This window comes from Tumebacillus algifaecis (assembly GCF_002243515.1).
In the GTDB taxonomy this organism is placed as follows: Bacteria; Bacillota; Bacilli; order Tumebacillales; family Tumebacillaceae; genus Tumebacillus_A; species Tumebacillus_A algifaecis.
The window spans coordinates 907,509-931,039 of the sequence record NZ_CP022657.1; the positions used below are offsets into that span (position 1 = coordinate 907,509).

The window sequence follows — 23,531 nt, forward strand, 5'->3', positions numbered from 1 at the left end:
ATATTGGTAGAGTATGAAACTTATATCAAAGGTGAGGGATTTTAATGATGAAGTTGTTGGGTTATTTTTTTGCGATTATTTTTGTTGTGGCTATGATTGGTAGTTGCGGTGATGATGAGGCTGCACCGACAAACACTGAGCCTGCAAAGACAGAACCTGCTAAAACAGAACCCGCGAAGACAGAGCCTGAGAGGACAGAGCCTGAGAAGACGGAACCCGCAAAATCGGAGCAGCCGGCTTCCGAATCATCCGGTATTGGTACAGGCAAGGATGGAGTTCTTAAACGGGATGTTTTCGTTGGTGTCGGTGAGACTAAAAAAAACTATGACGAGATGTTTGATTATATTGTAGCGAAAAATCAGGATGCCTTGATGAGAATGGTAGTAGATGGTCGAGTCGTGGTGGCCACAAAAGGAACAGCCTTCACCGTTGTCAACATGGGGTTTATAAGTGCAATGATTGAAATTCATGAAACAGGAGTCAGAGGCTGGATTCCGATCGAGTATCTGGCACAATAAAGACTGGATGATTTGACGAGTTTATGGTGGAAACTAGGCGGTTAGGAGCGGGGCTGTGGGCGACTTGCCAGATCCCTGTAAGGTGGCGAATTCAATAAGATACGACTGAAAAAGATCGCCTATCGAGGGGGTCTTTTTTAGTGTTCTCGTGCAAGGGAAGGAGCTTTTTAAAATTTCCCTACTCCTACCAAGACGTAACGAGCAGAGTGTGTGCCGTATACAGCATGTTATCTTCGTTGTTTATGAATGAAAACGACACTTGCCACAACCTCACTCAACGGGCCACTATCTGATCACGAAAAAAGTCCCCCTTTCTCAAGGCGGACTTTTTTGATGGAGAGATCACTTTGCCGCTTACAACTTGAACGGGAAGCCTTCGTTGCTAGCTGCTGCCATCGCACCATCACATACCGCAACTTGCTCGTCTCGCAGGCGCGTGCTTGGCAAATAGCTTAGACCTGCCAGGCCAACCGATCGTGCGATAACGCGTCGTGTTCCAACTGGAGCAATTGTTTTTTCATTTCTATGCCGCCTCTGTATCCGGTCAGCGCACCATTTTTCCCGATCACGCGATGACAGGGGATGGCCAGCAAGAGTGGATTGGCACCGATGGCCGTTCCGACTGCGCGCACGGCAGACGGCTTGTGGATGTGTTCTGCTAGCTCCGAATAGGAACGAGTTTGTCCGTAGGGGATTTCGCACAAGGCGTTCCAGACGGCGCGTTGAAAGGGCGTCCCGTGACAATCGAAAGGCTGGTCCAGGCGCAGGCGTTTCCCTTGAAGGAACTCGACCAGTTCATCCGCATAAGGTTGCAAGATCGCTTCATCCTGCACCAACCTGTACTGTGGCATTCGTCGGGCCACAAAGCGGGATAACTCTTCAAAGGGCTTTTGCGAGGAGCCGACATAGCAGAGCCCTTTCGAGGTGGCCGCGAGATAGAGGCGCCACTGATCGTAAACCAACAAAGACCAATAGACAATTGCATCAGATGTCGCTTCCATGATCCGTTTCCTCCTCGGTGCTGAGATTGCTGTTGATCAGGCGATACGCAGCCGGCGTATGACCTGTGATCTTCTTAAACAACGTGACAAAATACGCCGTGTTGGGGATGCCGACTGTGCACGCGATATCTGAAAGGGAGCGATCGGTGGTGAGCAATTGCTCGATCGCTCGGTTGATTCTCGTCTGTTGGACATAGGCTGTTGGGGTAGAACCGGTGATCCGTTTGAAGGTGCGGTGCAGATGATAGGGGCTGCCATGAAACAGATTCGCCAAGGCTTCCAATGTGATCGGTTCCGCGTAATGGGTCTCGATGTATCGCGTTATTTGTGCAACCCACTCTTCTTCGGGCAAACGCTGGCCGCTCGGTTTGCACCGTTTGCAGGGGCGGTATTTCGCTGACAGCGCGGCTTGTACGTTGTGAAAGATCCGCACATTCTCAAGCTTAGGCGGTCTGGATTTGCAAGACGGTCGGCAACAGATTCCGGTGGTCTTGACCGCATAGATAAATTTGTCATCGTAGCAGGCATCGTTGCACAGGATCGCCTGCCACCGTTCTTCTGTCAATGGCAACTCAGCTGTCAACTTGACATCAGGATCTTTCATCTGGGCCACCTCCCTCCCCAGTATACATCGGTCGCGTAGCTGCTGTGTGCAGGAGCGAATGGAAAAGCAAGATCGCGAAACGAATGGCAACTCTGCTATGGTAAAACTAAGAAAGTAAGATTTGCATACAGGTCGGGAGGATGTACATGAAAACGAATCCACTTGCGCAAGAGCCATCCATCATAGCGGGAGGCTGTTGGGAAGACAATGGGCAAGAGATCAAGTTGGGTGTGCCCAAAGAATACAGCTTTGCCGAAAATTTGCGATACCTGTCCAAATCTCCAAACGAATGCTTGTTTCAGATCAAAGATCAAAAGATCTATCGCGCCCTCGCGATCGAAGATGAAACGCCGATTCTGGAAATCAGCATGGAGCACGAGCGCGTGTTGACCATACGCTTTTTGGCGGGCACTGCCCCGACCCGCCAATCGGTGCGGCTCGAGGTCGCGCGCTATGTCAGCGAGTGGTTCGATTTGGAGACAGACTTGCTTCCGTTTTATGCGTTGGCCCAATCGGATGTTCTGTTGCAACGGGCAGTCGAGTCGTTTTATGGGCTGCGGATGATCGGGATTCCCGATTTTTTTGAAGCGATCTGTTGGGGAATCATCGGGCAACAGATCAACCTACCTTTTGCCTATACCTTAAAGCGCCGACTTGTGGAGTCGTATGGCCGTCGAGTACATGGGGACGGCACAGACTATTGGCTGTTTCCGACACCGCAGGCGATCGCCGCCTTGTCGGTTCATGATCTGGCAGGCTTGCAGATGACGACCCGAAAATCGGAATATCTGATTGGCGTCGCCCAACTGATCGTCGCAGGGAGATTGAGTAAAGAGCTTTTGAGTGGCGCTGAGGAGAAGCAGGCGGAAAAGATGCTGACCAGTATCCGCGGCATCGGACCGTGGACGGCCAACTATGTCCTGATGCGCTGTCTGCACGTACCTTCCGCGTTTCCGATCGATGATGTCGGACTGCACAATGCGATCAAATATGTGCTCGGCACCGATCAAAAACCGACGAAAGAGGAGATTCGGCAATTCGCCCTCCCTTGGAAAAATTGGGAATCCTACGCCACCTTTTATCTCTGGCGATTTTTGTACTAAGCGCAGTGAACGGGAATTGGGGAAAAAGGAGAGCGAGCAGAACAGGCTGAGTCGGTTATCCCATGCCTGTTTGCTTTTCGACATCTGGAGTGTCGAAGGTAGGGTTTATCGTGCTGTTTGTCGTATCTGTTAGGGTACGTTATGTTCAGGAGGTTATGGGGTGCTACAGATGAATCAAACTAAAATGCAGAACCATCCGCAAAGAACTGACCAACGAGCAGATGCGCGACACCCCGAGACCTCGACCACCGAGAAAATGCAGTCTGCTCAAGGCCACCTTTTACAGATGCAACGCCAGTACGGGAATCGAGCGACTGCCCAATTTCTGAAAGCGCACATGGCGCAACCGCTTTCGATGCAAGCACCGATTCAACGAGACGATGATCCTGCTGCCAAGCAGGAGATCAAAAATGGCCTGCATCAAGAACTGGCAGCTGAGCTGACCCAATTGGCGCAAAATTATTACTACCATTCGTATCGGTTTCGTAAACAGGCAACGATCGATCTGTATCTCGATCAGAAAATCGACACGCTGATCGCCAAGCACGGCACGAAAAACTACGAGCTGATCAAAATGTCGATCCTAGGTGAGCTCGATACATTGGGTGCGCGCCAAAAGCAGATCTTGGCTGTGATCGAACAGACTTTTGCCGCGATGCCAAAGGAAACGTTGACCAGTAAAAACAAGGAACTGATCAAAAACGCACTCAATCCGCCTGCGATGAGCGACCCGTTCGATGAGGCCAACCTCTCCGATTATGCGATCACGTTTGCACAGGAACAAAGTAGGGCGATCTTGCAGAACCTGACCACGATCATAGGTCGAGTGACAGCAGACTGGGCACAGTTACAGGCTGAACTGGGACTGGGCGGAGCGCTCGCCTGGATTCATCTGACCGGGTCCGATTTTCACAATCAAGGACAGCAGGTCTGTCTCCTCGAAGCGGCAGATGGCTCGAAAGCGGTCTATAAACCGCGAAGTGTCTCGCCCGATCGAGCGGTGCTCGGTCATGACACGGGGATGTTTCCCGCGTTGAACAAGCTAAGCGGTGGCCGCCTGTTACTTCCGTCGATGAAATTTATCGAAAACGCGCAGGCGGGCTATTCCTATGTAGAATTTCAGAAGCAGGAAACGGTGAAAGATTCAAAAAGTGTGTTGAATCATTATTATAAAATGGGGCAAATTACGGTCGCTTCCAAACTGCTAGGTGCCAATGATTTACATCAAGACAACGTGATGAGCACCAGCGCAGGACCGAACGTGATCGATGCGGAAACGTCGTTTTTGCCGTATCTTTGGCAAGCAGAAAGTTATGCCGAGACGGGGATTCAAGGTGCGCTGAAATCGTTTACGACGACCGGAGATGATCTGACGAATAATCATTTTGTCACGCCGACGGAGAAAGCGACTTGGGACAGTATGAGTGACGCTGATCGTAAGGCGCGGAGGTTGCATAGCTTTGGAGATTTTATCCGTGAGCGCAGGCGGAACGACCTGACGGGCGAATGCAACTATTTGGCCGCGTTTGAATGGGGCGTAGCTGATGCTGTGCAAGTGATAGAAGCCAAACAAGATGAAATTGTCAAAATGATCTTGACTCGGATCGGCGGCATCAAAAACATCCGCGTGGTGCCGCTTGCCACGCAAGAGTTTACGCAAATGATCGCCTCGTTTCAAGATGATCTACGCAACGGAATGGCTGCAGATATGAAAATGATCGACCATATGAAAAGTCAGATCGTGAAAAGTTTGCAGGCGAAAGGGTTCCAAATGGAGGGCGGCAGTGATGCGACCTTGGGCAAGGGGCTGTTACAAGACTTCCAAATTCGAGATACGCCGATCTTCCATTTCGAGCCGACGACGAACGAATTGACCTACCATCATACAAAAGTCGGCAGCCATATCGAATGGGCGGCCCCTGATGTGCTGTTACGAAAAGCGGTGGGACGGGTGGCGGCAACCGATGTGAAAAAGTTAATCCGTGAATTACAGATCGGGAGCTAGCGTTCGAAAAGTTTGAAGAGAGCGGGTGGAGAAGCGATGATCCATGTACCGGAGAAGTTTGAAACGAAGCGACTGTTGATCCGGGCACCGAAAGATCAGGATGCACAGCCGCTATATGAGGCGATATGTGAGAGCTATGAGCTGTTAAAGCCGTGGATGCCGTGGGCGCAGCAGAAACCGATTTTGGCGGAGACGCAGGCCAACATTCGCAAGGCACGGCAGCAGTTTTATGATCGCGAAGATTTGCGCCTCCATCTGTTTGAGAAAGAGACGGGGGCGCTGATCGGCTGTAGCGGGCTGCATCGGCTCGATTGGAAGTTGCGCAAGTTTGAGATCGGGTATTGGGTGCGAGCAACCTGTGTCGGTCGCGGGCTGATCACAGAGGCGGTGGCCGGAATCACCGAGTTCGCAAGTCAGAAGTTGGATGCGAATCGCATTGAGATCCGCACCCATCCCGATAATGTTCGCAGTATCAAAGTGGCGGAGCGCCTCGGCTTTACACGGGAAGGCGTGTTGCGTCGCGACCACTTCGATATGCAAGGTGAACTGTGCGACACGATCGTATTTGCGAAGGTGAGAGGCGTGGAATTTTAGCAGTGCTTGTCCGCTTGGTGGCAACCTGTTGCACGATGTAATGATTCGATTGAGCGATGAGCCCGAGGTCACATGGATGAGCTACATGGCCTGCCACCGCGTAACTTCATCTAATGATCTCTGGGAGGTGAGTGCTGTTGCTGTTCGGCTTGTCAGGCTGGAAACATCATGCGGCTGTGATCGGCGGAGAAAAACTCAGCGAGTATTCGGTCCATTTTCCGATCGTCGAATCGGAGAGTTCGTTCTACGCGGTGCAGCCGATGCGCAATTATGAGAAGTGGGCGAACGAAACGCCGCCCGATTTTGGTTTTGTGATCAAAGCGTATCAAGGGATGACTGGTCACCTGCGGGGCAAGCATCCCTTTGCCGACACAGCGGCCATGTTTGAGGCGTTTATCGGCTCCTTGGCCCCATTGATCGCGGCAAAAAAGTTAAAAATGGTCCTCTTTCAGTACCCGCCGTGGTTTGAATGCAACCGCCGCAATGTCGATGCCCTGCGCTACACCAAAGACAAGATGGGCGATCTACCCGTGGCATTGGAGTTTCGGCATCAGAGCTGGTTTGCGGTCGGCATGCGCGACAAGACGTTGCAGTTCATGGAGCGGGAAGGCTGGATTCACTCGATCTGCGATGAACCGCAGGCGGGCCAGGGCTCGGTGCCGACCGTGTTGCATGCAACTCATCCAGACCTTACGTTGGTGCGCTTTCATGGGCGGAATCTGAGCGGCTGGTCGGGCGAAGGCAAGGAAGACGAATCGTGGCGGGATGTGCGGTATCTGTATCGCTATAGCATGGAAGAGCTTGCAGAATGGAAAGCAAACCTGCTCGCTTTGCAGAAGGCCACGAAGGAGATCTGCGTCATTTTTAACAACAACTCGGGCAAAGATGCTGCGCCAAACGCCAAGGAATTGATGCGGCTACTTGGCATCGAGTATAGAGGGGAAGCGCCCGGGCAGATCAATCTGTTCGATTCGATGCTGTAAGGCAGGCATTTCTAATATGATCAGTTGGGAAAGGCAGCCGTTATGGTAGACGATCTGGAGCCCATCCTACTGAGTGCAGAGCCAGACCGCGGAACACGCGGTCTTTTTGTGTTGTCCAAAAGGTGACTTAAAGTCTCGTCGTTTAAAACGTTTGCTTGTGCTAGTGGGCCATTGCGGGTCCAGTAGGTAAAAAGAGCGTTGCGCCGCCCGTGGTGATCTTTGGAATGGAAGGGTTTCCCTCTAAAAGACAGAATCCTATAAAAATGGAGGCGGCTGGCGCTAGAGCGGTCGCATCTTCGGACAGGCAAACGGTTGAAGTTGAAAAGGAGCGATCATGATGGAACCGAAAGTTGTGACGAAAAATAGCATGAAGTTGGTCGGAATCGCTTGGTCTGGTGCATACGCAGATGCCAAAGAGATTCCGGCACTGTGGATAGATTTTGTGGCCCGCGCTGAGGAGATTTCCGAGCGCGTTTCACCGGAGGCGTTCATTTCACCGTGCCACGGGCGCCAAACGGAGTTCACCTGCTACCTCACAGCCGAAGTGGCAGACTTCACAACGTTTCCCGAGGGGATGAAGGGCATCACCATTCCGGCGCAAACGTATGTGCAGATCACGCACCGCGGCCCGATGACTGCGGTGGAAGCGACCTACACCAGACTCTATCGCTGGATCGAAGAGAACGGCTATCAGCCGAATCGTGCAGAGCTGTGGCTGGAAGTGTACGATGAGCGCTACAACTCGGCCAAGCACGACCCCAACCGAGCAGAAAACGAATATGATATTTTCATGCCGATCATCGAGAAACAAGGATAGACCAAACGCTTACAACGCGCGAAGAATCCAATTTGCCAGCGGCAACAATTTTTCTCCTGTCTCTGGTAATTGTTTGCGTATTTTAGTACAATTTCCTAGAACTAAAAGTGAACTCGGATTGCTATGCTTGCTACATGATCGAGGGGGAGTAGAGATTGCGTTTTGAATTGGAGAAAGTGACAGTCGAACGGCAAGAAGCACTGCTCAATCTGGCGGAGTTTTACATCTACCATTTTTCGCAATATAAAGACATCGATGTCAATGAACAGGGTCGCTGGGACTTCCGACCGGTGTTAGAGTTTGTGGAGGCCGAAGCAGAGGGGCGCTATGCGTACTTTGTCCGTGTCGAAGGTAAGTTGGCCGGGTTTGTGCTCGTCAACAAGGACGTGGATGAAGGTGTGGACGTCTCGATGATCAATGAGTTTTTCATCATGGCGAAATATCGACGTCAAGGGCTTGGACAAGCGGTAGCGATCGAAGTATTCAACCGCTTCCCAGGCCGTTGGAAAGTCTATGAATTGCACAACAACGAGCCTGCGATCGCGTTCTGGCGTCGCACGATCGACGTGTACACGAACAACAACTATCAAGAGACGCGCGTGCAGTCGGGCGATTACGATGGCTATATCCAGCGCTTCACCACGGAAACCAAGTAATGACCGCACCGAAATGGTTGGAGTGGGCGCAGCAGCTGCAAGCGGTGGCCCAGGCGGGCCTCGAGTATTCGAAGGACATGTTTGACATCGAGCGCTTCCAGCAAATTCGCGAGCTGTCGGTGGAGATCATGGCCGAGTACACCAACACACCGCTGGAAAAGGTCAGCGAGTTGTTCGCCAACGAAACGGGATACCAGACACCCAAAGTGGACGTGCGGGTCGTGGTGTTTAATGAGGACGGCAAATTGCTGATGGTCAGAGAACTGCTCGATGACTGCTGGTCAGTCCCCGGCGGGTGGATCGACATCGGCTTGACACCTGCTCAGGCAGGCTTAAAGGAACTGCGCGAGGAGACGGGGCTGGAAGGGCGCGTGGTCAAACTGATCGGTGTGTGGGACAAGCGCAAGAATCAGATCGTGCCGCATCCCTATCACATCTACTCAATCGTGCTGCTCTGCGAAATCACGGGCGGCAGTCTGACCGGAGGGCCGGAAACGACGGCAGCAGGCTGGTTCGGGCCGGATGAACTGCCCGAACTGTCGCATTCCCGCGTTTCGCCGGATCAGATTCGGCAGATGTTCGAGTTTCGGGACGACCCGCAGAAAGCTGCCGTTTTTGACTGAGGCGAAGCAGTGAAAAACGACCCGATTTAGCGGGTCGTTTCTGCATTCTCCAGCCGATTCTGCTTATATTTGGTACGGAACTCGTCTTCGAGGATAGACATGACGATCACATCGACCCATTGGTGGTCGAAGTACCACGCGTCACGCATCACGCCTTCCCGCCGAAATCCGACCTTTTCATAAGTGTGGATGGCCCGCTCGTTGTAGGAGTAGGCGTGCAGTTCGATCCGATGCAGGTTGCGGATGCCGAATCCGTAGTCGAGGATCAGGGTCAGCGCCTCGCTGCCATACCCTTTGGAGTAATTTTCGGGATGGAAGATCGCCAGACGGACGCCTCCGCTGCGATTGTTGCTGTCCATGCTGTTCAGCGAGATTTCACCGACCGCTTCATCCGTTTCTTGTGAGCAGATCAAGAGATCCACGCGGGTCTTATCTGCCGCGAAGTTTTGGAGCGCGCTTTCAATCTGGGAAAGCGTGTAGACGTTCTGAGCACCTGTATAATAGCGACTCGTCGGTTCATAGAATGAAGCATAGAAGATTGCAGTGTCCTGAGCGGTGTACGGACGCAGGTAGATTTTTTCAGATTGCAGGAATTTGACTGGTTTCATCTGGAAGTCCCCTTTTGCAGTTTCTTTCCAGTTACTGTAATGGTCGGGGTGATATCTGTCAAGAGAAGTCGAGGAGGCAATGCACATGGAGATCGTACGAGCAGTCGGAGTGGATCTGGAATTTGTCAAAGATCATGGTGTTGAATCGTTGCAGGATGGCACGATGGGGACATTTGACGCAACGGGCCGCGAGGAACGAGCAAAAGAGATCATGAATGCGGTGTGGGAGCGGGGCGGATACGCGTTCGTCGCTAAGAAGGACGAACAGATTCTCGGCTGGATCATCGCTGGGCTCAACGTGGACTATTTTTCTGGCGAAGAGGTCGGGTTCATCTATGATCTGTATGCCTTTGTAGAGCACCGTGGCAAAGGGGTCGGCAAAGCGTTGCTCCAACATGCGATCGCCGACCTGCGCGACAAAGGGTATGCTGAAATTCGTTTGAACGTCTTTGCGGGCAACCCCGCTCAAAAATTGTACGAGTCGCTCGGCTTTGCCGTGCGTAGCTCCCAGATGGTCTTGAAGTAGGGATGTTGCAGAAAACATCGTCACCTTCTGTCGCTTGGCAACAAAGCGGGGTCTTGCTGGTCGCGCTCGGGGCTGCGCTCTGGGGGATGGATTCGCTGTTGCGCGTGCCGCTGATGGGCGCCTTTACTTCGACAGAGATCGTGTTGGTGGAACACTTGCTGTTGCTCCTCTTTGCGGTGCCAGCAGTCTGGATCGGCAGGCGCCAGTTCCAAGGGTTGTCCCTGCGCCATTTTGGTGCCATCCTGTTCATTTCGTGGGGAGGATCGGGGCTTGCCACCGTCCTGTTCACGATGGGCTTTGAGTATGGACACCCCAGCGTGGTGTTGCTGTTGCAAAAATTACAGCCGCTCTGCGTCCTGCTGACAGCGCGCTGGATCTTGCAGGAACATCTGCCCAAAGGATTTGCCTTTCATCTGATGATCGCCCTTTTCGGTACATACCTGCTGACGTTTGGCTTTCAAGCTCCGTTTGTTGGCGTCTCCGGCGGTCAGTTGACCTCGTCGCTGTTATCGATCGGGGCGGCTTTGCTCTGGGGCGGTTCGACCGTGATGGGGCGCTACTTGCTGACTCGCGCCAACATGAGTTTTGAGACGTTGACCGGGGCCCGCTTCCTGTTCGCCGTCCCCTTTCTGTTCGGCATGGTCGCCTGGTCGAGCACCGGGTTCTCGACCATGTGGAGCAATACTTTACATCCGCAGTATCTGAGCACGCTGGCTCTACTCGCGCTACTGCCGGGCTTGTTCAGCCTGTTGCTCTACTACCGCGGGCTGTCCACGACCAAAGCGTCCTATGCGACGCTTGCCGAGCTGGCCTTTCCAGCGACCGGGGTACTGCTAAACTGGTTCTTCTTGAAAGAAGGGGTGACGATCCCACAGGTGATCGGATTTGCTCTGATCTGGTGGGTGGTGTTTCGCATCAGCACGAGTCGCGCTGGGGAGCGCTGATCGGGTAGAGCTTAGGCGGGCCAGAATGGAAGGTTGGGTGCTGGGAGTTCCTAACACAGAGTGACTCCCGCTGTCAACTATCCTTAGGTACAGTTTTTTCTATACGTTCGTCTACTACCGTTCGAACGTGTACTGCGTTACGATAAAGACAGGACAAAGTCCGCGCGAAATAGGCTGTCCCCAAGGCGCCTGCCAGTTGTGCGGCAGGTACTGCGCTGCTGAGGGTGACGGCATAACCCGAGAAAAAAACCGCTTCCGTATCGGAGGCGGTTTTTTCATATCCATTTCTGGCCTAGATGATCACCAATTTTTCTTTGACGGCATGAATGATCGCCTGCGAGCGGGTTTTCACACCGAGCTTGCGGTAGATGTTGGAGATGTGCAGTTTGACGGTGGGCTCGGAGATGAACAATTCCTCGGCGATCTCTTTATTGGACAGCCCGTTGACCAAAGTGGTCAGGACTTGGTGCTCGCGTGGGGATAGTTTCTCTAATTCCGGATTCTCTTTCTCGCGGTAGGAGGCGAGCAGTTTGTGGGTCAGATCGGGGTGTAGCACCGACCCGCCCTGTATCACAGTGCGGATCGCTTCGATCACCTCGGTAATCGGTGAATCTTTGAGCAGATAGCCGCAAGCGCCGGCCTGGATCGTGCGGAAGAGATATTCATCCTGATTGAACATCGTGAGGATCAGGATGCGCAGTTGTGGATGCTCGGCGGTTAAGAGTTCCACCGCTTCCACGCCGCCAAGCTCCGGCATGTTGATGTCCATGATCACCACGTCTGGGTGTAACGAATTGACCAACTCGATCGCCTGTTTCCCGTCGGCCGCTTCTCCCACTACTTCCATGTCATCTTCCGAATTGAGCAGATTGCGCAAGCCGTCACGCAGTATGGTATGGTCATCACAAAGCACGATGCGTACCGTCATCGATTCGCTCCTCCTTCAGCGGAATTTCAAGCATGATTTCCGTCCCCTGTCCCGGCGCGGTGTTGTATTCCAAAGTGCCGCCCGTCTGATCGGCGAGCAAATGCAGGTTCTCAATCCCAAAAGAGTGGCGATTGACCGCTTCTAGCATCGCTTGTCCGAAATGAAAGCCAATCCCATCATCCCGCACGATCAGTTGTAAATTTGCCTGTGTGACGCTAAGTCGTACCGAGATTTGCGTGGCCCGCGCGTGTTTGATCACATTTTGCACACTCTCTCCAAACACCTGATAAACGGCGTTCATCACCTCGGGCGCCACTTGCAACGTGAGGTCGGTCGCATCGAACTGGAAGCGTAGCCCATGCGTTTTTTCCACCTCTTCCAGATAGGAGCGCATCGCCAGCCCCAGCCCGGCGTGCAAATAGGGGGCAGGGCGTAGGGAGTAGATCGAGTGGCGCAGGGTGGTCGCCGTCTGGCGCAGCATTTCTTGAAGTTTGATCACTTCGTCGCTCATCTCTTCATTCCCACTTTTGCGCTTTAGCATCTCCAATTGAAAGATGGCGGAGGCCAGATCCTGTGCGATCCCATCGTGGATTTCACGGGCTAGACGGTTGCGTTCTTCGACCAGCAGGCGTTTTTCCCGCTCCACCATGTACAGCGCGTTTTTCATCGCCACCGCTGCGTGTGAGGCGAAGACCTCCATCACTTGTAGCTCAGCAAAGACAAACGAATAGGAGTCTCCCTTGCCAAGCGAGATCACGCCGACCACTTTGTCGGCGATGATGATCGGCATGACGAGCAAGGTGCGGGTGCCTTCCAGCGTTTCACCGGGCCAAAAACGCACGTCGCGTTCAACGTCGTGGACCAGCTCCGCTTTGCCGCTCAGCGCAACAGCCCAGGCGATCGAGACACCAGGAGGGATCTTTTGATGGTTCAGTTCATTGCCACAGGTACAGACTTTGCGCCGCAGTTCGCCTTCTTCAAGCAGATAGAGAACGCCGCAGTGACCGCCGACCATCTCGGTGGCTCGTTCGATCACTTGTTCGAGCACGGTCGGCAGGCTCTGCTGTTGCGAGATGCTTCTCGACACTTCGAACAGCGTGACCAGACTTTGCTTGGCACGGGTCAAATTGTTAAAGAGATGGAGCAGAACGGAGACCGCTCCGAGCGGCAGAAAGTAGAACACCAAGCCAAGCAAGCCGAGGTCACCAACGTTTGTGGTCAGCAACAAGTAGATCATCAGCCAGGTATAGACGATACTGACAATGAGGTCGATCGCCGTCAGCTTGAAGACCAGATTGCGATAGTGTTTGTGGGTGAACGATTGGCTGTACCAAAAGAAGATCAACACCGATAAAAAGGAGAAGATCAGCAGAGTCGTCAGCATCTGAGTCATTTCAAACCAGAAATCGCCCGCTGTGCCGGGCAAATAGGGCAAGAAGTGCGCGACCGTCCATCCTGAGCCGACGACAGCGCTGATGCGGACGAACAAATTGAACAGCATCGCCTTCCAAGATCTTCGATTGACCGATTGCACAACGATCATCACAGAGGCGGAGATCAGAGCGGTTGCTTCATACCCGGTATTGAGGATCATCGCGTATAAGAGTGAAAACGAGAAGGTGATCAGCAGGCGGCCGACTTTGATTGGAAAAGCTTCGATCACCAGCAAGAAAAACGTTAAGACGATTAAATAGTCGATGTTCATAAGCGTAGCGTTACGCATTGCATAGATGGCTCCGATCGAGCCGAGAAAACAGATCCAAAAAAATTGTTTATTGAGAAACTTCTGTATGAGCTCCATCCGTCCTCCATTTTGAGCAGCTGCTAGAGATGAAGACTAAAGCCTAAACTACTTCAAGGTACAAGAAAAAATCCCTCTTTACAAGGTTCGCACAAAAAAGCCTTCCTGTGCTGGTCGGAAGGCTGTTCGATCACTATTTAATGAAAGGGGGCGTCTCCCCATGCGTTCACCTCAATTTTGTAAAAAGCCGATCTTGTATTATCATAGTGGGCATGGGACAAGTTGACAACTGGGTGAATTGTAACTTTACTAAAGGAAGTAACTTTGTTATGATAACTCCAGTACATATTTTGAACAAGGGGTGTTTTTGATGACGCAACATCAACTGACTGCTGAAGAGGCAATGCTTACTCGTCGTTCGGTTCGCAAATACGAGCCGACGATGCCGCAAGAGGACCTGAACAAAATCTTGGAACTGGCGGCGTCCGCGCCGTCGGCGTGGAACTTGCAACATTGGCGTTTTCTCGTTGTGACCAACCCAGAGAACAAGCAAGCGATTCTGCCGATCGCTTACAACCAACAGCAAGTGGTGGATGCAGCGGCTGTGATCGTGATCTTGGCTGACAAAGAGGCGGACAAAGCGGCCGACATGATCGTCAACCAATCGGTGGAAGCTGGCACGATGACTCGTGAGATCGCCGACATGCTGCTTGGCCAAATCAAACCGACTTACGAAAACAGCCCGCCGCAGTTCGGGCATGATTCAGCGCTGATCAACTCTTCGTTCGCTGCGATGCAACTGATGCTGGCTGCAAAAGCGCTCGGCTACGACACCTGCCCGATGGCCGGTTTTATCCGTGACCAACTGGTCGCTGAGTTGAACATCCCGTCCCGCTTCTTCCCGACGATGCTCATCACGCTTGGCAAAGGCACCGAAGAGGGCCATGCGTCCGTTCGTCTGCCGCTCTCCGAACTGGTGATCAAAGAGCGCTTTGAATAGAAACACAGTCAAAAACGACCTGCTCCTCGGCTGAGCGGGTCGTTTTTTGTTCGACAGCCTGTTCTCCTTTTTCGCTGACGAGCGCGTTATAATGTGGGGATACATCGTGAAAAGGAGTCTACCCACATGGAAATGACACGCGCCATGACGCTGAAAGACGGCCGCACGCTCACCATCCGCCAAGCGGTTGCTGAAGATGCGGCTGCGATCCTCCGCTACATCAAACGAGTTGCAGGCGAAAGCGAGAACATCCCTTTTACGGCCGACGAGTTTACCACCACCGTCGAGCAGGAAGTTGAAATCATCGAAGATCATGCGCTCACTGACAACAAGATTTTTCTGATCGGGCTGATCGATGGGGAGATCGCCTCGGTGCTCAATTTTGTAGGCGGCCAAAGACAGCGCGTACGCCATGCTGGCGAGTTCGGCCTGACCGTCCGCGAAAGCTTCTGGGGGCTTGGCGTGGGCACGCAGATGATGACCCTGCTGATCGACTGGGCGAAATCGACCGGAATCATCCGCAGGATCAATCTGATAGTGCGTGCCGACAACCGGAACGCCATCCAGCTGTACCAAAAGTTCGGCTTCGCGGAGGAAGGCGTGAAACGCCGGAATTTCTTGATCGACGGGGTCTTTTATGACTCTCTTTACATGGGAATCGACCTCGACTAGGCATACATCGGTTCGACTGCTCATAGTTTGGGAGTGGGACATTCTACTACTTACCCGACTGAGGAGGCGTATCACATGGAAACCACCGCATTTCAACTCAATCCGCGAACGGCGGATTTTGTAAAATCGAAGACGATCAAGAAATTGTTTATCGGAGGGCAATTTGTCGAAGCTGTCAGCGGCAAGACCTTCCCGACGTACAACCCGGCGACCGGAGAAATTCTAGCCTATGTGGCGGAAGCGGAGCAAGAGGACATCAACCGTGCGGTCGTGGCGGCCCGCGATGCATTTGAAGACGGCCCGTGGTCGCGGATGCTCCCACAGGATCGCGCTCGCCTGATCTATACGCTGGCCGATTTGATCGAACGTGACGCCGACGTTTTTGCGGAGATCGAAACGCTCGACAACGGCAAGCCGATCCGCGAAGCAAAACATGTGGACGTTCCGCTGACGGTGGAACATTTCCGCTATTATGCGGGCTGGGCGACGAAAATCACAGGCGACGTCATCCCCGTCAATGTACCGAATCTGCACAACTATGTTCGCCGCGAGCCGATTGGGGTCGTCGGGCAGATCATTCCGTGGAACTTCCCGCTGTTGATGGCCGCTTGGAAACTAGGTGCCGCGCTGGCTACGGGATGTACGGTCGTGTTGAAGCCGGCCGAGCAAACGCCGCTCTCTGCGCTGTATTTGGCAAAATTGATTCAGGAGGCCGGATTCCCGCCGGGAGTGGTCAACATCGTGCCTGGCTTTGGCGAAACGGCAGGCAAAGCGCTGGCCACCCATACGGACGTTGACAAAGTGGCATTTACCGGATCGACCGAAGTCGGCAAGTTGATCATGAATTATGCGGCCGACAGCTTGAAGCGCGTCTCGTTGGAACTCGGCGGCAAAAGCCCGAACATCGTGTTCCCGGATGCCGATTTCTCCCGTGCTGTGCCGGGCGCGATGCAGGCGATTTTCTTCAATCAAGGTCAAGTCTGCTCGGCAGGTTCGCGCCTCTATATCCACAAGAGCGTCTATGACAATGCGCTGGCCGACATGGTCTCCTATGCGGACAAAAAAGTGCGCCAAGGCAACGGCCTCGATCCGAAGACAACGATGGGGCCGCTCGTGACGGGAGAGCAGTTGAATCGCGTCACGGGATACATCGAAAAGGGCCTCGAGCAAGGCGCGAAGGTGGCGACTGGCGGCGCGCGTGCAGATGGCGACTTGGCGAACGGCTATTTTGTCCGTCCGACCGTGTTTTACGATGTGCAAGATGAGATGACGATCGCGCAGGAAGAGATCTTCGGCCCGGTTGTGGCGGCGATGCCGTTCGATGACATCGACGATGTGATCAAGCGCGCCAACCTGACCACCTATGGCCTCGCAGCGGGTGTCTGGACACAAAACATGAGCACCGCATTCAACGTCGCGCACAAGTTGAAAGCAGGTTCGGTCTGGATCAACTGTTACAACATGTTTGATGCTGCTTCTCCGTTTGGCGGTTTTAAGCAGTCGGGCATCGGGCGCGAGATGGGCGAATACGCACTGGAAAATTACACGCAGATCAAGAGCGTCTGGCTCAACTACAACTAAGCGGTGGACTACGACACCATCATTCCAGGCCGCCTGTACGGGGGCGGGAGGATCGATCAACAAGGCTGGCAAAAGCTGCGAACGCTTGGGGTCAGCGCCATCCTGAATGTTCGCCAAGCTGAAGACCAGATCCCCGCAGGCGGCCCGATCCCGATCGCGATGTACTGGTTTCGGTTGGGTGACAAAAGCAAACCAGCGCTGAGCGAACTCGTGCAAGCTGTGGAAACGGTCGTCTATTGGCTGGAGTGTGGGCGGATCGTTTATGTGCACGATGAGGAGGGGCGCAATCGGCTCGGCTTTCTGCTCACCGCCATTTTGATGCGCCTGTACCGTTTGCCGTGGCAGAGCGCGCTGTCCAAAGCGCGGGAACGGCGTGGGGTGCTGGCACCTCGCGCTCAGTTTCGGGAACTGCTCGCCGATTATCAACGCTACTTGCAGATTCCGAACGGTTGACAGTTTGCTAGGTGCAGTGGTATTCTATCTGCAATCAAATACTTGAAAGCTCTTATCCAGAGAGGTGGAGGGACTGGCCCTTTGAAGCCTCGGCAACCTGTAGCGTTATGCTACCAATAGGTGCCAATTCCAGCAAGACTGCACAGGAGGTGCGGTTTGGCAGATAAGAGAGGTTCGCAGTTTTTCGTATGCGTATACAACGCCTCTTCTAATGCCAAGGAAGAGGCGTTTTCTTTATCTGCTGGGACTTTATTCCGTTATCGCAGTACCATGACAGAACTCTGAGCGGAAAGGGAGGATACAGGGTGAGCAGTCAGCATGAATTGTTTCGGCAGAAAATTGGCACAGAGGTGTTGATCGGCGACGGTGCGATGGCGACGTGGCTGTATCAACAGGGTCATGCGGTCGGCTCTTCAACGGAAGAGCTGTGTTTGAAAAATCAGGAATGGGTGCGCGAGGCTCATCTCGCCTATCTGCACGCAGGTGCGCAAGTGATCGAAACCAACTCCTATGCGGCGAATCGTGAAGCGCTGGCCCGCTACGGGCTGGAGCGCAAGACGACGCGGATCAACCGTGCCGCTGTGCAACTGGCGCGGCAGGCGGTGGAAATGGCCGAAGCGGACGCTTTTGTCGTCGGCAGCATCGGTTCGATCGCGGCGGCCCGCGTGATGACCAGCAATGTCGAAGAGTTCCGCGACATTTTTGAAGAACAGGCAGTCGCACTGTTGCACGAAGGTGTGGACGGCTTGATCTTGGAGACGTTTTTCGATCTGGAAGAACTGCTGTTGGCGCTCGATGTTGTGCGCCCCTTGGTCGCTACATCGGGTGTGCCGATCATCGCCCAGTGCTCTTTGCTCGACGTGGAGCGCACTCGGGACGGTTATCTGCTCAGCGATGCGTTTTATCAATTGAAAGAAGCAGGGGCAGATATGGTCGGCCTCAATTGCCGCCTCGGGCCTGCTGAAGTTTTGCGGGCGATGGAAAAAGCGGTGGTGCCAGCAGGACTTAGCTTGTCGGCTTTCCCGAACGCAGGCCGCCCAGCGATCATCGACGGAGAGTTTGCCTACAAGCCGAACTATCAGTATTTTGGCGACAACGCCATCAAACTGTGGGAACAGGGCGTTTCGTTGATCGGCGGTTGTTGTGGCACGACTCCTGAGCACATTCAAGCGATCGCCGGGGCGGTGGCCGGGCTGAAACGGCTGCCTCGCATCAACCCGGAACATACGCCGCGCATCGAAGTGTTCGAGCGAGAAGTGGTGCGCTTTCAGCAAAGCGAGCAGCCGACCATCGTCGAGCTCGCGGAGAAACGCCACACGGTCATCGTCGAATTTGACTCGCCGCGCGACCTGAACGTGGAGCGTTACGTCGAAGGAGCACATGAACTGTATAAGGCGGGGGCGGATGCGATCACCATCGCTGACAACTCGCTGGCCACGACGAGGATGAGCAACATGGCGCTGGGTTCGATCATCAAGCGCGAGTTGGGCATCGAGCCGGTCGTACACGTCGCCTGCCGCGACCGCAATCTGATCGGTCAGCAGTCGCATCTGATGGGGTTGCATGCGCTCGGGATCAACCAGATTCTCGTCATCACGGGCGACCCGGCCCGCGTCGGTGATCTGCCGGGGGCGAGCACCGTGTTCGATATGTCGTCCTTCGATCTGATCCGCATGGTCAAACAGCTCAACCAAGGCATCGCCTTCTCGGGACGCCCGATGAACAACCAAGCGCGCTTTGTCTGCGGCGCGGCGTTCAACCCGCACGTGCGCAACCTCGAAGCGGCGGTGGCCCGCTTAGAGCGCAAAGTGGATGCGGGGGCCGACTACATCATGACCCAGCCGGTCTACGATGTCGAGACGATGCTGGCGATCAGAGAAGCGACGGCGCATCTGAAAGTGCCGATCTTCATCGGTATCATGCCGCTGACCTCGACGCGCAACGCAGAGTTTTTGCATAACGAAGTGCCGGGGATCAAGATCTCGCAACAGTCACGCGAGCGCATCAAAAAATTTGAGGGTGCGGCGGCACGGGCAGAAGGTGTCGAGATGTGCAAAGAGCTGCTCGACGAAGCGGTCAAATCTTATAATGGAATCTATCTGATCACGCCGTTTTCCTATTTTGAGATGACGGTAGAACTGACCAAACACGTCCGTGAAATCACACAGGTCAGTTCGCGTGCAAGCAACTTCTAAGGGAGATGACGGGAATGAATTTCGGGTTTTGGCTGCCGCTCTTTGGGGGCTGGCTGCGCAATGTGGAACATGAAAACATGCCACCGACCTTTGACTATGCGAAAACGGTGATTCAAGCGGCGGAACGTTGGGGATACAGCACGACGTTGATCGCCGAGCTGTATCTGAACGACATCAAAGGCCCGGAGCAAGACGTGCTGGAAGCGTGGAGCACCGCGGCGGCGCTTGCGGCGGTGACCGAAAAGATCGAGATCATGACGGCGATCCGCCCAGGCTATCACAACCCGGCTGTGGCGGCCAAGATGGCGGCGAACATCGACCAGATCTCCGGCGGTCGCTTCACGTTGAACATCGTCTCGGCGTGGTGGGCAGAAGAAGCGCGCCAGTATGGCGGCCATTTTGCCGAGCATGATGAGCGCTACGAGCGCACGCAGGAGTTTGTGGACGTGTTAAAAGGCATGTGGACGCAGGATTCCTTTTCCTACAAAGGGCGGTTCTACAACCTCGAAGACGCCAAACTGTCTCCCAAACCGCTTCAGCGTCCCAACCCGATTTTGTATGCGGGCGGGGAGAGCGAGCGCGGCAAAAAGCTGATCGCGGAGCACTGTGATGCGTACGTGATGCACGGCGGTACGCCGGAGGAAGTGAAGAAGAAAATCGACGATATGAAAGCGCGCCGTGCAGAAGCGGGACTTGAGCCGTTCCAATCGTTTGGCATGGCCGCCTATGTGATCTGCCGCGACACGGAAGAAGAAGCACAAGCGGAGCTTACGCGGATCACCACGGTCAGCGAAGATGCGATGAAAGGATACGCAGGCTTTGGCGACTTCGTGAACAAGTCTCAGCTTGAGCAAAAACTGACCCTGCAAGATTACAGCGTTTCCAACCGCGGGTTGCGACCGAACCTCGTCGGCACGCCGGAGCAGATCTCCGCACGCGTCAAAGAGTATGAGGAAGCGGGCGTCAATCTGCTGCTCCTGCAATTCTCTCCACAGCTGGAGGAGATGGAGCGCTTTGCTCGTGATGTGATGCCGCGATTCCAATCGTAAATCTGGACAACACCGCCGATTCTTGGTGATTTGGTGGTGTTTTTTTATGCATAATTATCGTACAATGAATCCAATCTTAAAATAATGAGGAAAGAGGGGCGAAAATTGGGTCTCACGTTTCTCAGCAGTCTGTTTGTCAACATGAGTATCATGATCTCGATGATCTTTCTGGCCGGGTCTGCGGCGATCGTGCGCAGGCACAAGCCATTTGACGTCCATGCATCCAAGCTGAGCCAAGTGATCACAGGTGGGGTCGCTGGTGGAATCGGTGTGCTGCTCATGGTTTACTCGGTGCAGATGCCTCCGATCATCATCGATTTGCGACAAATTCCCGTGGTGCTGACCGCGCTGTGGGGCCGACCACTTTCAGCCATCATTGCCGCCTCGATTATCACGATTTATCGGTTGACGATGTACTCATTCAATGAAGCGTCGATTTGGGCCTGTGCAGGGTTGTTTATCATCTTGACCTTCACTTTTCTGCTTCGCAAAACGAAACTGTCCATGCTGCAAATTGGGCTCTTCGCGAACCTATTTGGAGTCCTCTATATTTCGGCGCACATGTACTATTTTGTAGCCGATCATTCGATCTACTGGAGTGTTATCATGCCGGGCTACTGGATCGCCTCTTGGTCAGCCTTTCTGATCGCGGGCGTTCTGATCCTCTTTCTCCGCAGGGTGTATACATCTTTTTCGCACTTGGAAGAGACGGCCAGCATCGATTTTCTCACTGGCTTACATAATGCGCGTTCCTTTGACAAGGTGATCAATGCTTCGGTGCATAAGGCGCAGGAGCAGAACGAACCGTTGGCGCTCCTCTTGATCGACATCGATTTCTTCAAACGCACCAACGATACATACGGTCACCCCGCCGGAGATGCCGTCCTCGCTCAACTGGGCCAAGTCTTGGCGGAGACCTGCCGGGCGGTAGATACGATCTCCCGCAACGGGGGAGAAGAGTTTAGCGTGATCCTGCCGGGATGCGCGCTGGAAGATGCGACCCAAACGGCGGAACGAATCCGCAAAGCGGTGGAGGAGCGGGCGTTTGTTTTGCCGGATAACAGCCAGATCAACATCACCGTCTCGGTCGGTGTGTCATTGCTCGCTGGGACAGGCATGACGACCGAACAGCTCATCAAACAGGCTGACGATGCGCTCTACCACGCGAAGAAATCCGGACGGAATCAAGTTCAGGTGATGGCGTAGAAGTAAACTACCTTCATAAAAAATGCCCCTTCTAAGTTGTGTGTGGCTTAGGAGGGGCATTTTTGTTTCTGTTATTTGATTGGGTGGATAAATTTTTCATTTCGTATTATTGACTTAATATCATTCATCATGTAGTATTTTAAATACCGACTAGTTGGAATTTAAAAAAGAGGTGTTGTGGGTGAGCTTCCTAAAAACTACAGGTATGGCCTTAGCGCTGACGGGTATCTTCACAACGAGTGCATTGGCGTCAGGTTCAGTACAAGATGCAATTCCAGGAGATGGTGGTTCTTTTAATTTTATTAATGGGGACATCATCGTAACAGACATCAATCGATTGAAGGACTTCAACTATGGTCATGCAGCGATCGTCTACAATGGTAAAACAGCAGAAGCGTGGCCGAATGGTGATGGAGGTTTGCAAAATAAACCTTTGTCTAGCTGGACATCGTTAAGCCGCTATGCTGTTCTTCGCCCGAAGTCGGGTGGCTCGTCTGCTGCTATTTGGGCGCAGTCAGAAGTTGACCGACATTCCATGAATTATTTGATTACTGCAAACCTGTATGACAAGACCAATACATACTGCAGTAAGTTTGTCTGGCAGTCCTTTTATTACGGAGCAGGTATTACCTTGAATTCAACGGGAGGGATGGTAACGCCACAAACTTTGTATAACAATACAACACAATTCACACGTGTTTATAATACGATTGGAACTTGGCAATAGGATACGAATCCATAGGAAAAAGAGAGCTGATGTGCTCTCTATTTCCTTATTTTCTGTATTTTCTATTAGGTACTATTAAGGGGGAGATCGATTGAAAACGAGGTTTTCTGTCCTGACTATTATCTTGCTCGCGATCCCAGGCGCTGTCTGTTACTTTGTGGCTGGGATCTATGGTAGCGCGTACATGAATATCAAGCCAGAAGCAAGTGAATGGGAGAAAATGCTCTACGCTTTGCAAAACTCATATGCGGCTTGGTTGTTCGTGGTAATTTTGCTGATTATGGTCGGTATAGTGATCTATGAAATAAAGAAGAGAATGGCACGATAGCTCAATGTAGGGGACAAGGGGGCATGTAACATGGTGACAAAACATGAAATTCGAACGACTCAGACCATCGAGAAACTAAAGCAAGCTGCCTTTGAATTATTTGCACAAAAAGGGTATACCGCGACGACCATAGACGACATCACAAAAGCGGCAGGTTATTCGAAAGGAGGCTATTACTCACACTTCAATAATAAAGAAGAAATCTTCCTTCTGATTATGGAAGAGCGCATGATTGAGCAACATCAGAGAATTGCTCAATCTTTCCAGAATCGTTCCGTTCCATCGGAGGATGTTGAGCAGTTGTTACATGAACTTTTCCAATACATTTTTGAGATGGCGCGAGATCAATACTGGGTCCCTATGTTTATTGAGTTCATCGCCAATAGCAATCGATCGGAAAAAGTCAGAGATGGATTGACTCAGATGTATATGAATTGGCGTCAAGTCATCGCGCAACTCTTACACGACCTCGCCGCGAAAAATTTGATTCGTCCTCGACTTCCAATCGAGGTGCTAGCTACAACCATCGTCGCGATCTTTGATGGCTATAACCTGCAATCCCATATCGATGGCACGGTTGATCCTACTCAGCAGTTCATCGTGGTGCGGGATTTGTTATTTTAATGGTCGCAAGCAAAAGAAACCACCTACTCCAAGCGGGGTAGGTGG

The 23,531-nt window shown here is 53.0% G+C and carries 24 protein-coding genes and 1 riboswitch; of the genes, 19 read left to right on the forward strand and 5 right to left on the reverse strand.

The features are described from left to right. Positions 1-44: 44 nt before the first annotated feature. Positions 45-518 (forward strand): hypothetical protein, encoded by a 474-nt coding sequence (locus tag CIG75_RS21670; protein ID WP_094235481.1) that lies wholly within the window; start codon positions 45-47, stop codon positions 516-518. 452 nt (positions 519-970) lie between these two features. Here the strand turns inward: CIG75_RS21670 and CIG75_RS04005 are convergent, their stop codons facing one another. Together CIG75_RS04005 and CIG75_RS04010 are read right to left on the reverse strand one after the other, a co-directional pair. Beyond that, positions 971-1,519 (reverse strand): methylated-DNA--[protein]-cysteine S-methyltransferase, encoded by a 549-nt coding sequence (locus CIG75_RS04005; protein ID WP_094235482.1) that lies wholly within the window; start codon positions 1,517-1,519, stop codon positions 971-973. Beyond that, complete coding sequence (locus tag CIG75_RS04010) at positions 1,503-2,123, reverse strand: bifunctional transcriptional activator/DNA repair enzyme AdaA (protein ID WP_094235483.1); 621 nt, start codon at positions 2,121-2,123, stop codon at positions 1,503-1,505. The genes CIG75_RS04005 and CIG75_RS04010 overlap by 17 nt, the downstream gene beginning before the upstream one ends. 146 nt (positions 2,124-2,269) lie before the next feature. Between CIG75_RS04010 and CIG75_RS04015 the strand changes: the two genes are divergently transcribed. The 7 genes from CIG75_RS04015 (at position 2,270) to CIG75_RS04045 (ending at position 8,904) form a co-directional block, all read left to right on the forward strand. Continuing rightward, positions 2,270-3,226, forward strand: coding sequence for a DNA-3-methyladenine glycosylase family protein (locus CIG75_RS04015; protein ID WP_157729369.1), 957 nt, complete (start codon positions 2,270-2,272; stop codon positions 3,224-3,226). Positions 3,227-3,395: 169 nt separating this feature from the next. After that, entirely contained in the window at positions 3,396-5,231 is a 1,836-nt protein-coding gene (locus tag CIG75_RS04020) for a DUF4135 domain-containing protein (RefSeq protein ID WP_157729370.1), read from the forward strand. Positions 5,232-5,267: 36 nt separating this feature from the next. Continuing rightward, positions 5,268-5,825 carry a GNAT family N-acetyltransferase gene (locus CIG75_RS04025; protein WP_094235486.1) on the forward strand — a complete coding sequence of 186 codons (558 nt, stop codon included), beginning with the start codon at positions 5,268-5,270 and terminating at the stop codon, positions 5,823-5,825. Positions 5,826-5,959: 134 nt separating this feature from the next. Beyond that, complete coding sequence (locus CIG75_RS04030) at positions 5,960-6,808, forward strand: DUF72 domain-containing protein (protein ID WP_094238326.1); 849 nt, start codon at positions 5,960-5,962, stop codon at positions 6,806-6,808. A gap of 334 nt (positions 6,809-7,142) precedes the next feature. Beyond that, complete coding sequence (locus tag CIG75_RS04035) at positions 7,143-7,625, forward strand: GyrI-like domain-containing protein (RefSeq protein WP_094235487.1); 483 nt, start codon at positions 7,143-7,145, stop codon at positions 7,623-7,625. Positions 7,626-7,780: 155 nt separating this feature from the next. Next, positions 7,781-8,281, forward strand: a complete 501-nt coding sequence (locus tag CIG75_RS04040; protein WP_094235488.1) for a GNAT family N-acetyltransferase — start codon at positions 7,781-7,783, stop codon at positions 8,279-8,281. Further along, the gene (locus CIG75_RS04045; protein WP_094235489.1) at positions 8,281-8,904 is read left to right on the forward strand and encodes an NUDIX hydrolase; all 624 of its coding nucleotides are present in this window, start codon (positions 8,281-8,283) and stop codon (positions 8,902-8,904) included. The genes CIG75_RS04040 and CIG75_RS04045 overlap by 1 nt, the downstream gene beginning before the upstream one ends. Before the next feature lie 26 nt (positions 8,905-8,930). Here CIG75_RS04045 and CIG75_RS04050 read toward each other — a convergent pair whose 3' ends face one another. Then, the gene (locus CIG75_RS04050; protein ID WP_094235490.1) at positions 8,931-9,512 is read right to left on the reverse strand and encodes a GNAT family N-acetyltransferase; all 582 of its coding nucleotides are present in this window, start codon (positions 9,510-9,512) and stop codon (positions 8,931-8,933) included. 85 nt (positions 9,513-9,597) lie between these two features. Here CIG75_RS04050 and CIG75_RS04055 point away from each other — a divergent pair, with 85 nt between their 5' ends. Together CIG75_RS04055 and CIG75_RS04060 are read left to right on the forward strand one after the other, a co-directional pair. After that, positions 9,598-10,038, forward strand: coding sequence for a GNAT family N-acetyltransferase (locus CIG75_RS04055; protein WP_157729371.1), 441 nt, complete (start codon positions 9,598-9,600; stop codon positions 10,036-10,038). A 2-nt stretch (positions 10,039-10,040) separates the two neighbouring features. After that, a complete protein-coding gene (locus CIG75_RS04060; RefSeq protein WP_094235492.1) occupies positions 10,041-10,982 on the forward strand; it encodes a DMT family transporter in 942 nt (313 codons plus the stop codon). A gap of 292 nt (positions 10,983-11,274) precedes the next feature. Here CIG75_RS04060 and CIG75_RS04065 read toward each other — a convergent pair whose 3' ends face one another. Both CIG75_RS04065 and CIG75_RS04070 read right to left on the reverse strand, forming a co-directional pair. Continuing rightward, a complete protein-coding gene (locus CIG75_RS04065) occupies positions 11,275-11,910 on the reverse strand; it encodes a response regulator (RefSeq protein ID WP_094235493.1) in 636 nt (211 codons plus the stop codon). After that, positions 11,885-13,711: a GAF domain-containing sensor histidine kinase gene (locus CIG75_RS04070; RefSeq protein WP_094235494.1), complete on the reverse strand. Its 1,827-nt coding sequence runs from the start codon at positions 13,709-13,711 to the stop codon at positions 11,885-11,887. Before CIG75_RS04070 ends, CIG75_RS04065 begins: the two co-directional genes overlap by 26 nt. A 307-nt stretch (positions 13,712-14,018) precedes the next feature. Between CIG75_RS04070 and CIG75_RS04075 the strand changes: the two genes are divergently transcribed. The 9 genes from CIG75_RS04075 to CIG75_RS04120 all read left to right on the forward strand — a co-directional run bounded on the left by CIG75_RS04075 (position 14,019) and on the right by CIG75_RS04120 (position 23,486). Continuing rightward, a complete protein-coding gene (locus CIG75_RS04075; protein WP_094235495.1) occupies positions 14,019-14,651 on the forward strand; it encodes a nitroreductase family protein in 633 nt (210 codons plus the stop codon). A 126-nt stretch (positions 14,652-14,777) separates the two neighbouring features. Further along, the gene (locus CIG75_RS04080) at positions 14,778-15,323 is read left to right on the forward strand and encodes a GNAT family N-acetyltransferase (protein WP_227874348.1); all 546 of its coding nucleotides are present in this window, start codon (positions 14,778-14,780) and stop codon (positions 15,321-15,323) included. Positions 15,324-15,398: 75 nt separating this feature from the next. After that, positions 15,399-16,904 carry an aldehyde dehydrogenase family protein gene (locus CIG75_RS04085; RefSeq protein ID WP_094235496.1) on the forward strand — a complete coding sequence of 502 codons (1,506 nt, stop codon included), beginning with the start codon at positions 15,399-15,401 and terminating at the stop codon, positions 16,902-16,904. A 3-nt stretch (positions 16,905-16,907) separates the two neighbouring features. Beyond that, the gene (locus CIG75_RS04090) at positions 16,908-17,357 is read left to right on the forward strand and encodes a dual specificity protein phosphatase family protein (RefSeq protein WP_094235497.1); all 450 of its coding nucleotides are present in this window, start codon (positions 16,908-16,910) and stop codon (positions 17,355-17,357) included. A gap of 49 nt (positions 17,358-17,406) precedes the next feature. Then, positions 17,407-17,527, forward strand: a riboswitch (SAM riboswitch). Between the two features lie 135 nt (positions 17,528-17,662). Further along, the gene (locus CIG75_RS04095; RefSeq protein WP_227874349.1) at positions 17,663-19,552 is read left to right on the forward strand and encodes a bifunctional homocysteine S-methyltransferase/methylenetetrahydrofolate reductase; all 1,890 of its coding nucleotides are present in this window, start codon (positions 17,663-17,665) and stop codon (positions 19,550-19,552) included. 14 nt (positions 19,553-19,566) lie between these two features. After that, a complete protein-coding gene (locus tag CIG75_RS04100) occupies positions 19,567-20,601 on the forward strand; it encodes an LLM class flavin-dependent oxidoreductase (protein WP_094235498.1) in 1,035 nt (344 codons plus the stop codon). A gap of 105 nt (positions 20,602-20,706) precedes the next feature. Continuing rightward, on the forward strand, positions 20,707-21,807 hold the full coding sequence (locus tag CIG75_RS04105) for a GGDEF domain-containing protein (protein ID WP_172844407.1): 1,101 nt from the start codon (positions 20,707-20,709) through the stop codon (positions 21,805-21,807). A 181-nt stretch (positions 21,808-21,988) separates the two neighbouring features. Next, positions 21,989-22,534, forward strand: a complete 546-nt coding sequence (locus CIG75_RS04110) for a YiiX/YebB-like N1pC/P60 family cysteine hydrolase (RefSeq protein ID WP_094235500.1) — start codon at positions 21,989-21,991, stop codon at positions 22,532-22,534. A 358-nt stretch (positions 22,535-22,892) separates the two neighbouring features. Next, positions 22,893-23,486 (forward strand): TetR/AcrR family transcriptional regulator, encoded by a 594-nt coding sequence (locus tag CIG75_RS04120; RefSeq protein WP_094235502.1) that lies wholly within the window; start codon positions 22,893-22,895, stop codon positions 23,484-23,486. The last annotated feature ends 45 nt before the right edge of the window (positions 23,487-23,531 follow it).

Coding starts and splice junctions, on each gene's coding strand:
- CIG75_RS21670 (WP_094235481.1), top strand. CDS start 45: ATGATGAAGTTGTTGGGTTATTTTTTTGCGATTATTTTTGTTGTGGCT.
- CIG75_RS04005 (WP_094235482.1), bottom strand. CDS start 1,519: ATGGAAGCGACATCTGATGCAATTGTCTATTGGTCTTTGTTGGTTTAC.
- CIG75_RS04010 (WP_094235483.1), bottom strand. CDS start 2,123: ATGAAAGATCCTGATGTCAAGTTGACAGCTGAGTTGCCATTGACAGAA.
- CIG75_RS04015 (WP_157729369.1), top strand. CDS start 2,270: ATGAAAACGAATCCACTTGCGCAAGAGCCATCCATCATAGCGGGAGGC.
- CIG75_RS04020 (WP_157729370.1), top strand. CDS start 3,396: ATGAATCAAACTAAAATGCAGAACCATCCGCAAAGAACTGACCAACGA.
- CIG75_RS04025 (WP_094235486.1), top strand. CDS start 5,268: ATGATCCATGTACCGGAGAAGTTTGAAACGAAGCGACTGTTGATCCGG.
- CIG75_RS04035 (WP_094235487.1), top strand. CDS start 7,143: ATGATGGAACCGAAAGTTGTGACGAAAAATAGCATGAAGTTGGTCGGA.
- CIG75_RS04045 (WP_094235489.1), top strand. CDS start 8,281: ATGACCGCACCGAAATGGTTGGAGTGGGCGCAGCAGCTGCAAGCGGTG.
- CIG75_RS04050 (WP_094235490.1), bottom strand. CDS start 9,512: ATGAAACCAGTCAAATTCCTGCAATCTGAAAAAATCTACCTGCGTCCG.
- CIG75_RS04055 (WP_157729371.1), top strand. CDS start 9,598: ATGGAGATCGTACGAGCAGTCGGAGTGGATCTGGAATTTGTCAAAGAT.
- CIG75_RS04060 (WP_094235492.1), top strand. CDS start 10,041: ATGTTGCAGAAAACATCGTCACCTTCTGTCGCTTGGCAACAAAGCGGG.
- CIG75_RS04065 (WP_094235493.1), bottom strand. CDS start 11,910: ATGACGGTACGCATCGTGCTTTGTGATGACCATACCATACTGCGTGAC.
- CIG75_RS04070 (WP_094235494.1), bottom strand. CDS start 13,711: ATGGAGCTCATACAGAAGTTTCTCAATAAACAATTTTTTTGGATCTGT.
- CIG75_RS04080 (WP_227874348.1), top strand. CDS start 14,778: ATGGAAATGACACGCGCCATGACGCTGAAAGACGGCCGCACGCTCACC.
- CIG75_RS04085 (WP_094235496.1), top strand. CDS start 15,399: ATGGAAACCACCGCATTTCAACTCAATCCGCGAACGGCGGATTTTGTA.
- CIG75_RS04100 (WP_094235498.1), top strand. CDS start 19,567: ATGAATTTCGGGTTTTGGCTGCCGCTCTTTGGGGGCTGGCTGCGCAAT.
- CIG75_RS04120 (WP_094235502.1), top strand. CDS start 22,893: ATGGTGACAAAACATGAAATTCGAACGACTCAGACCATCGAGAAACTA.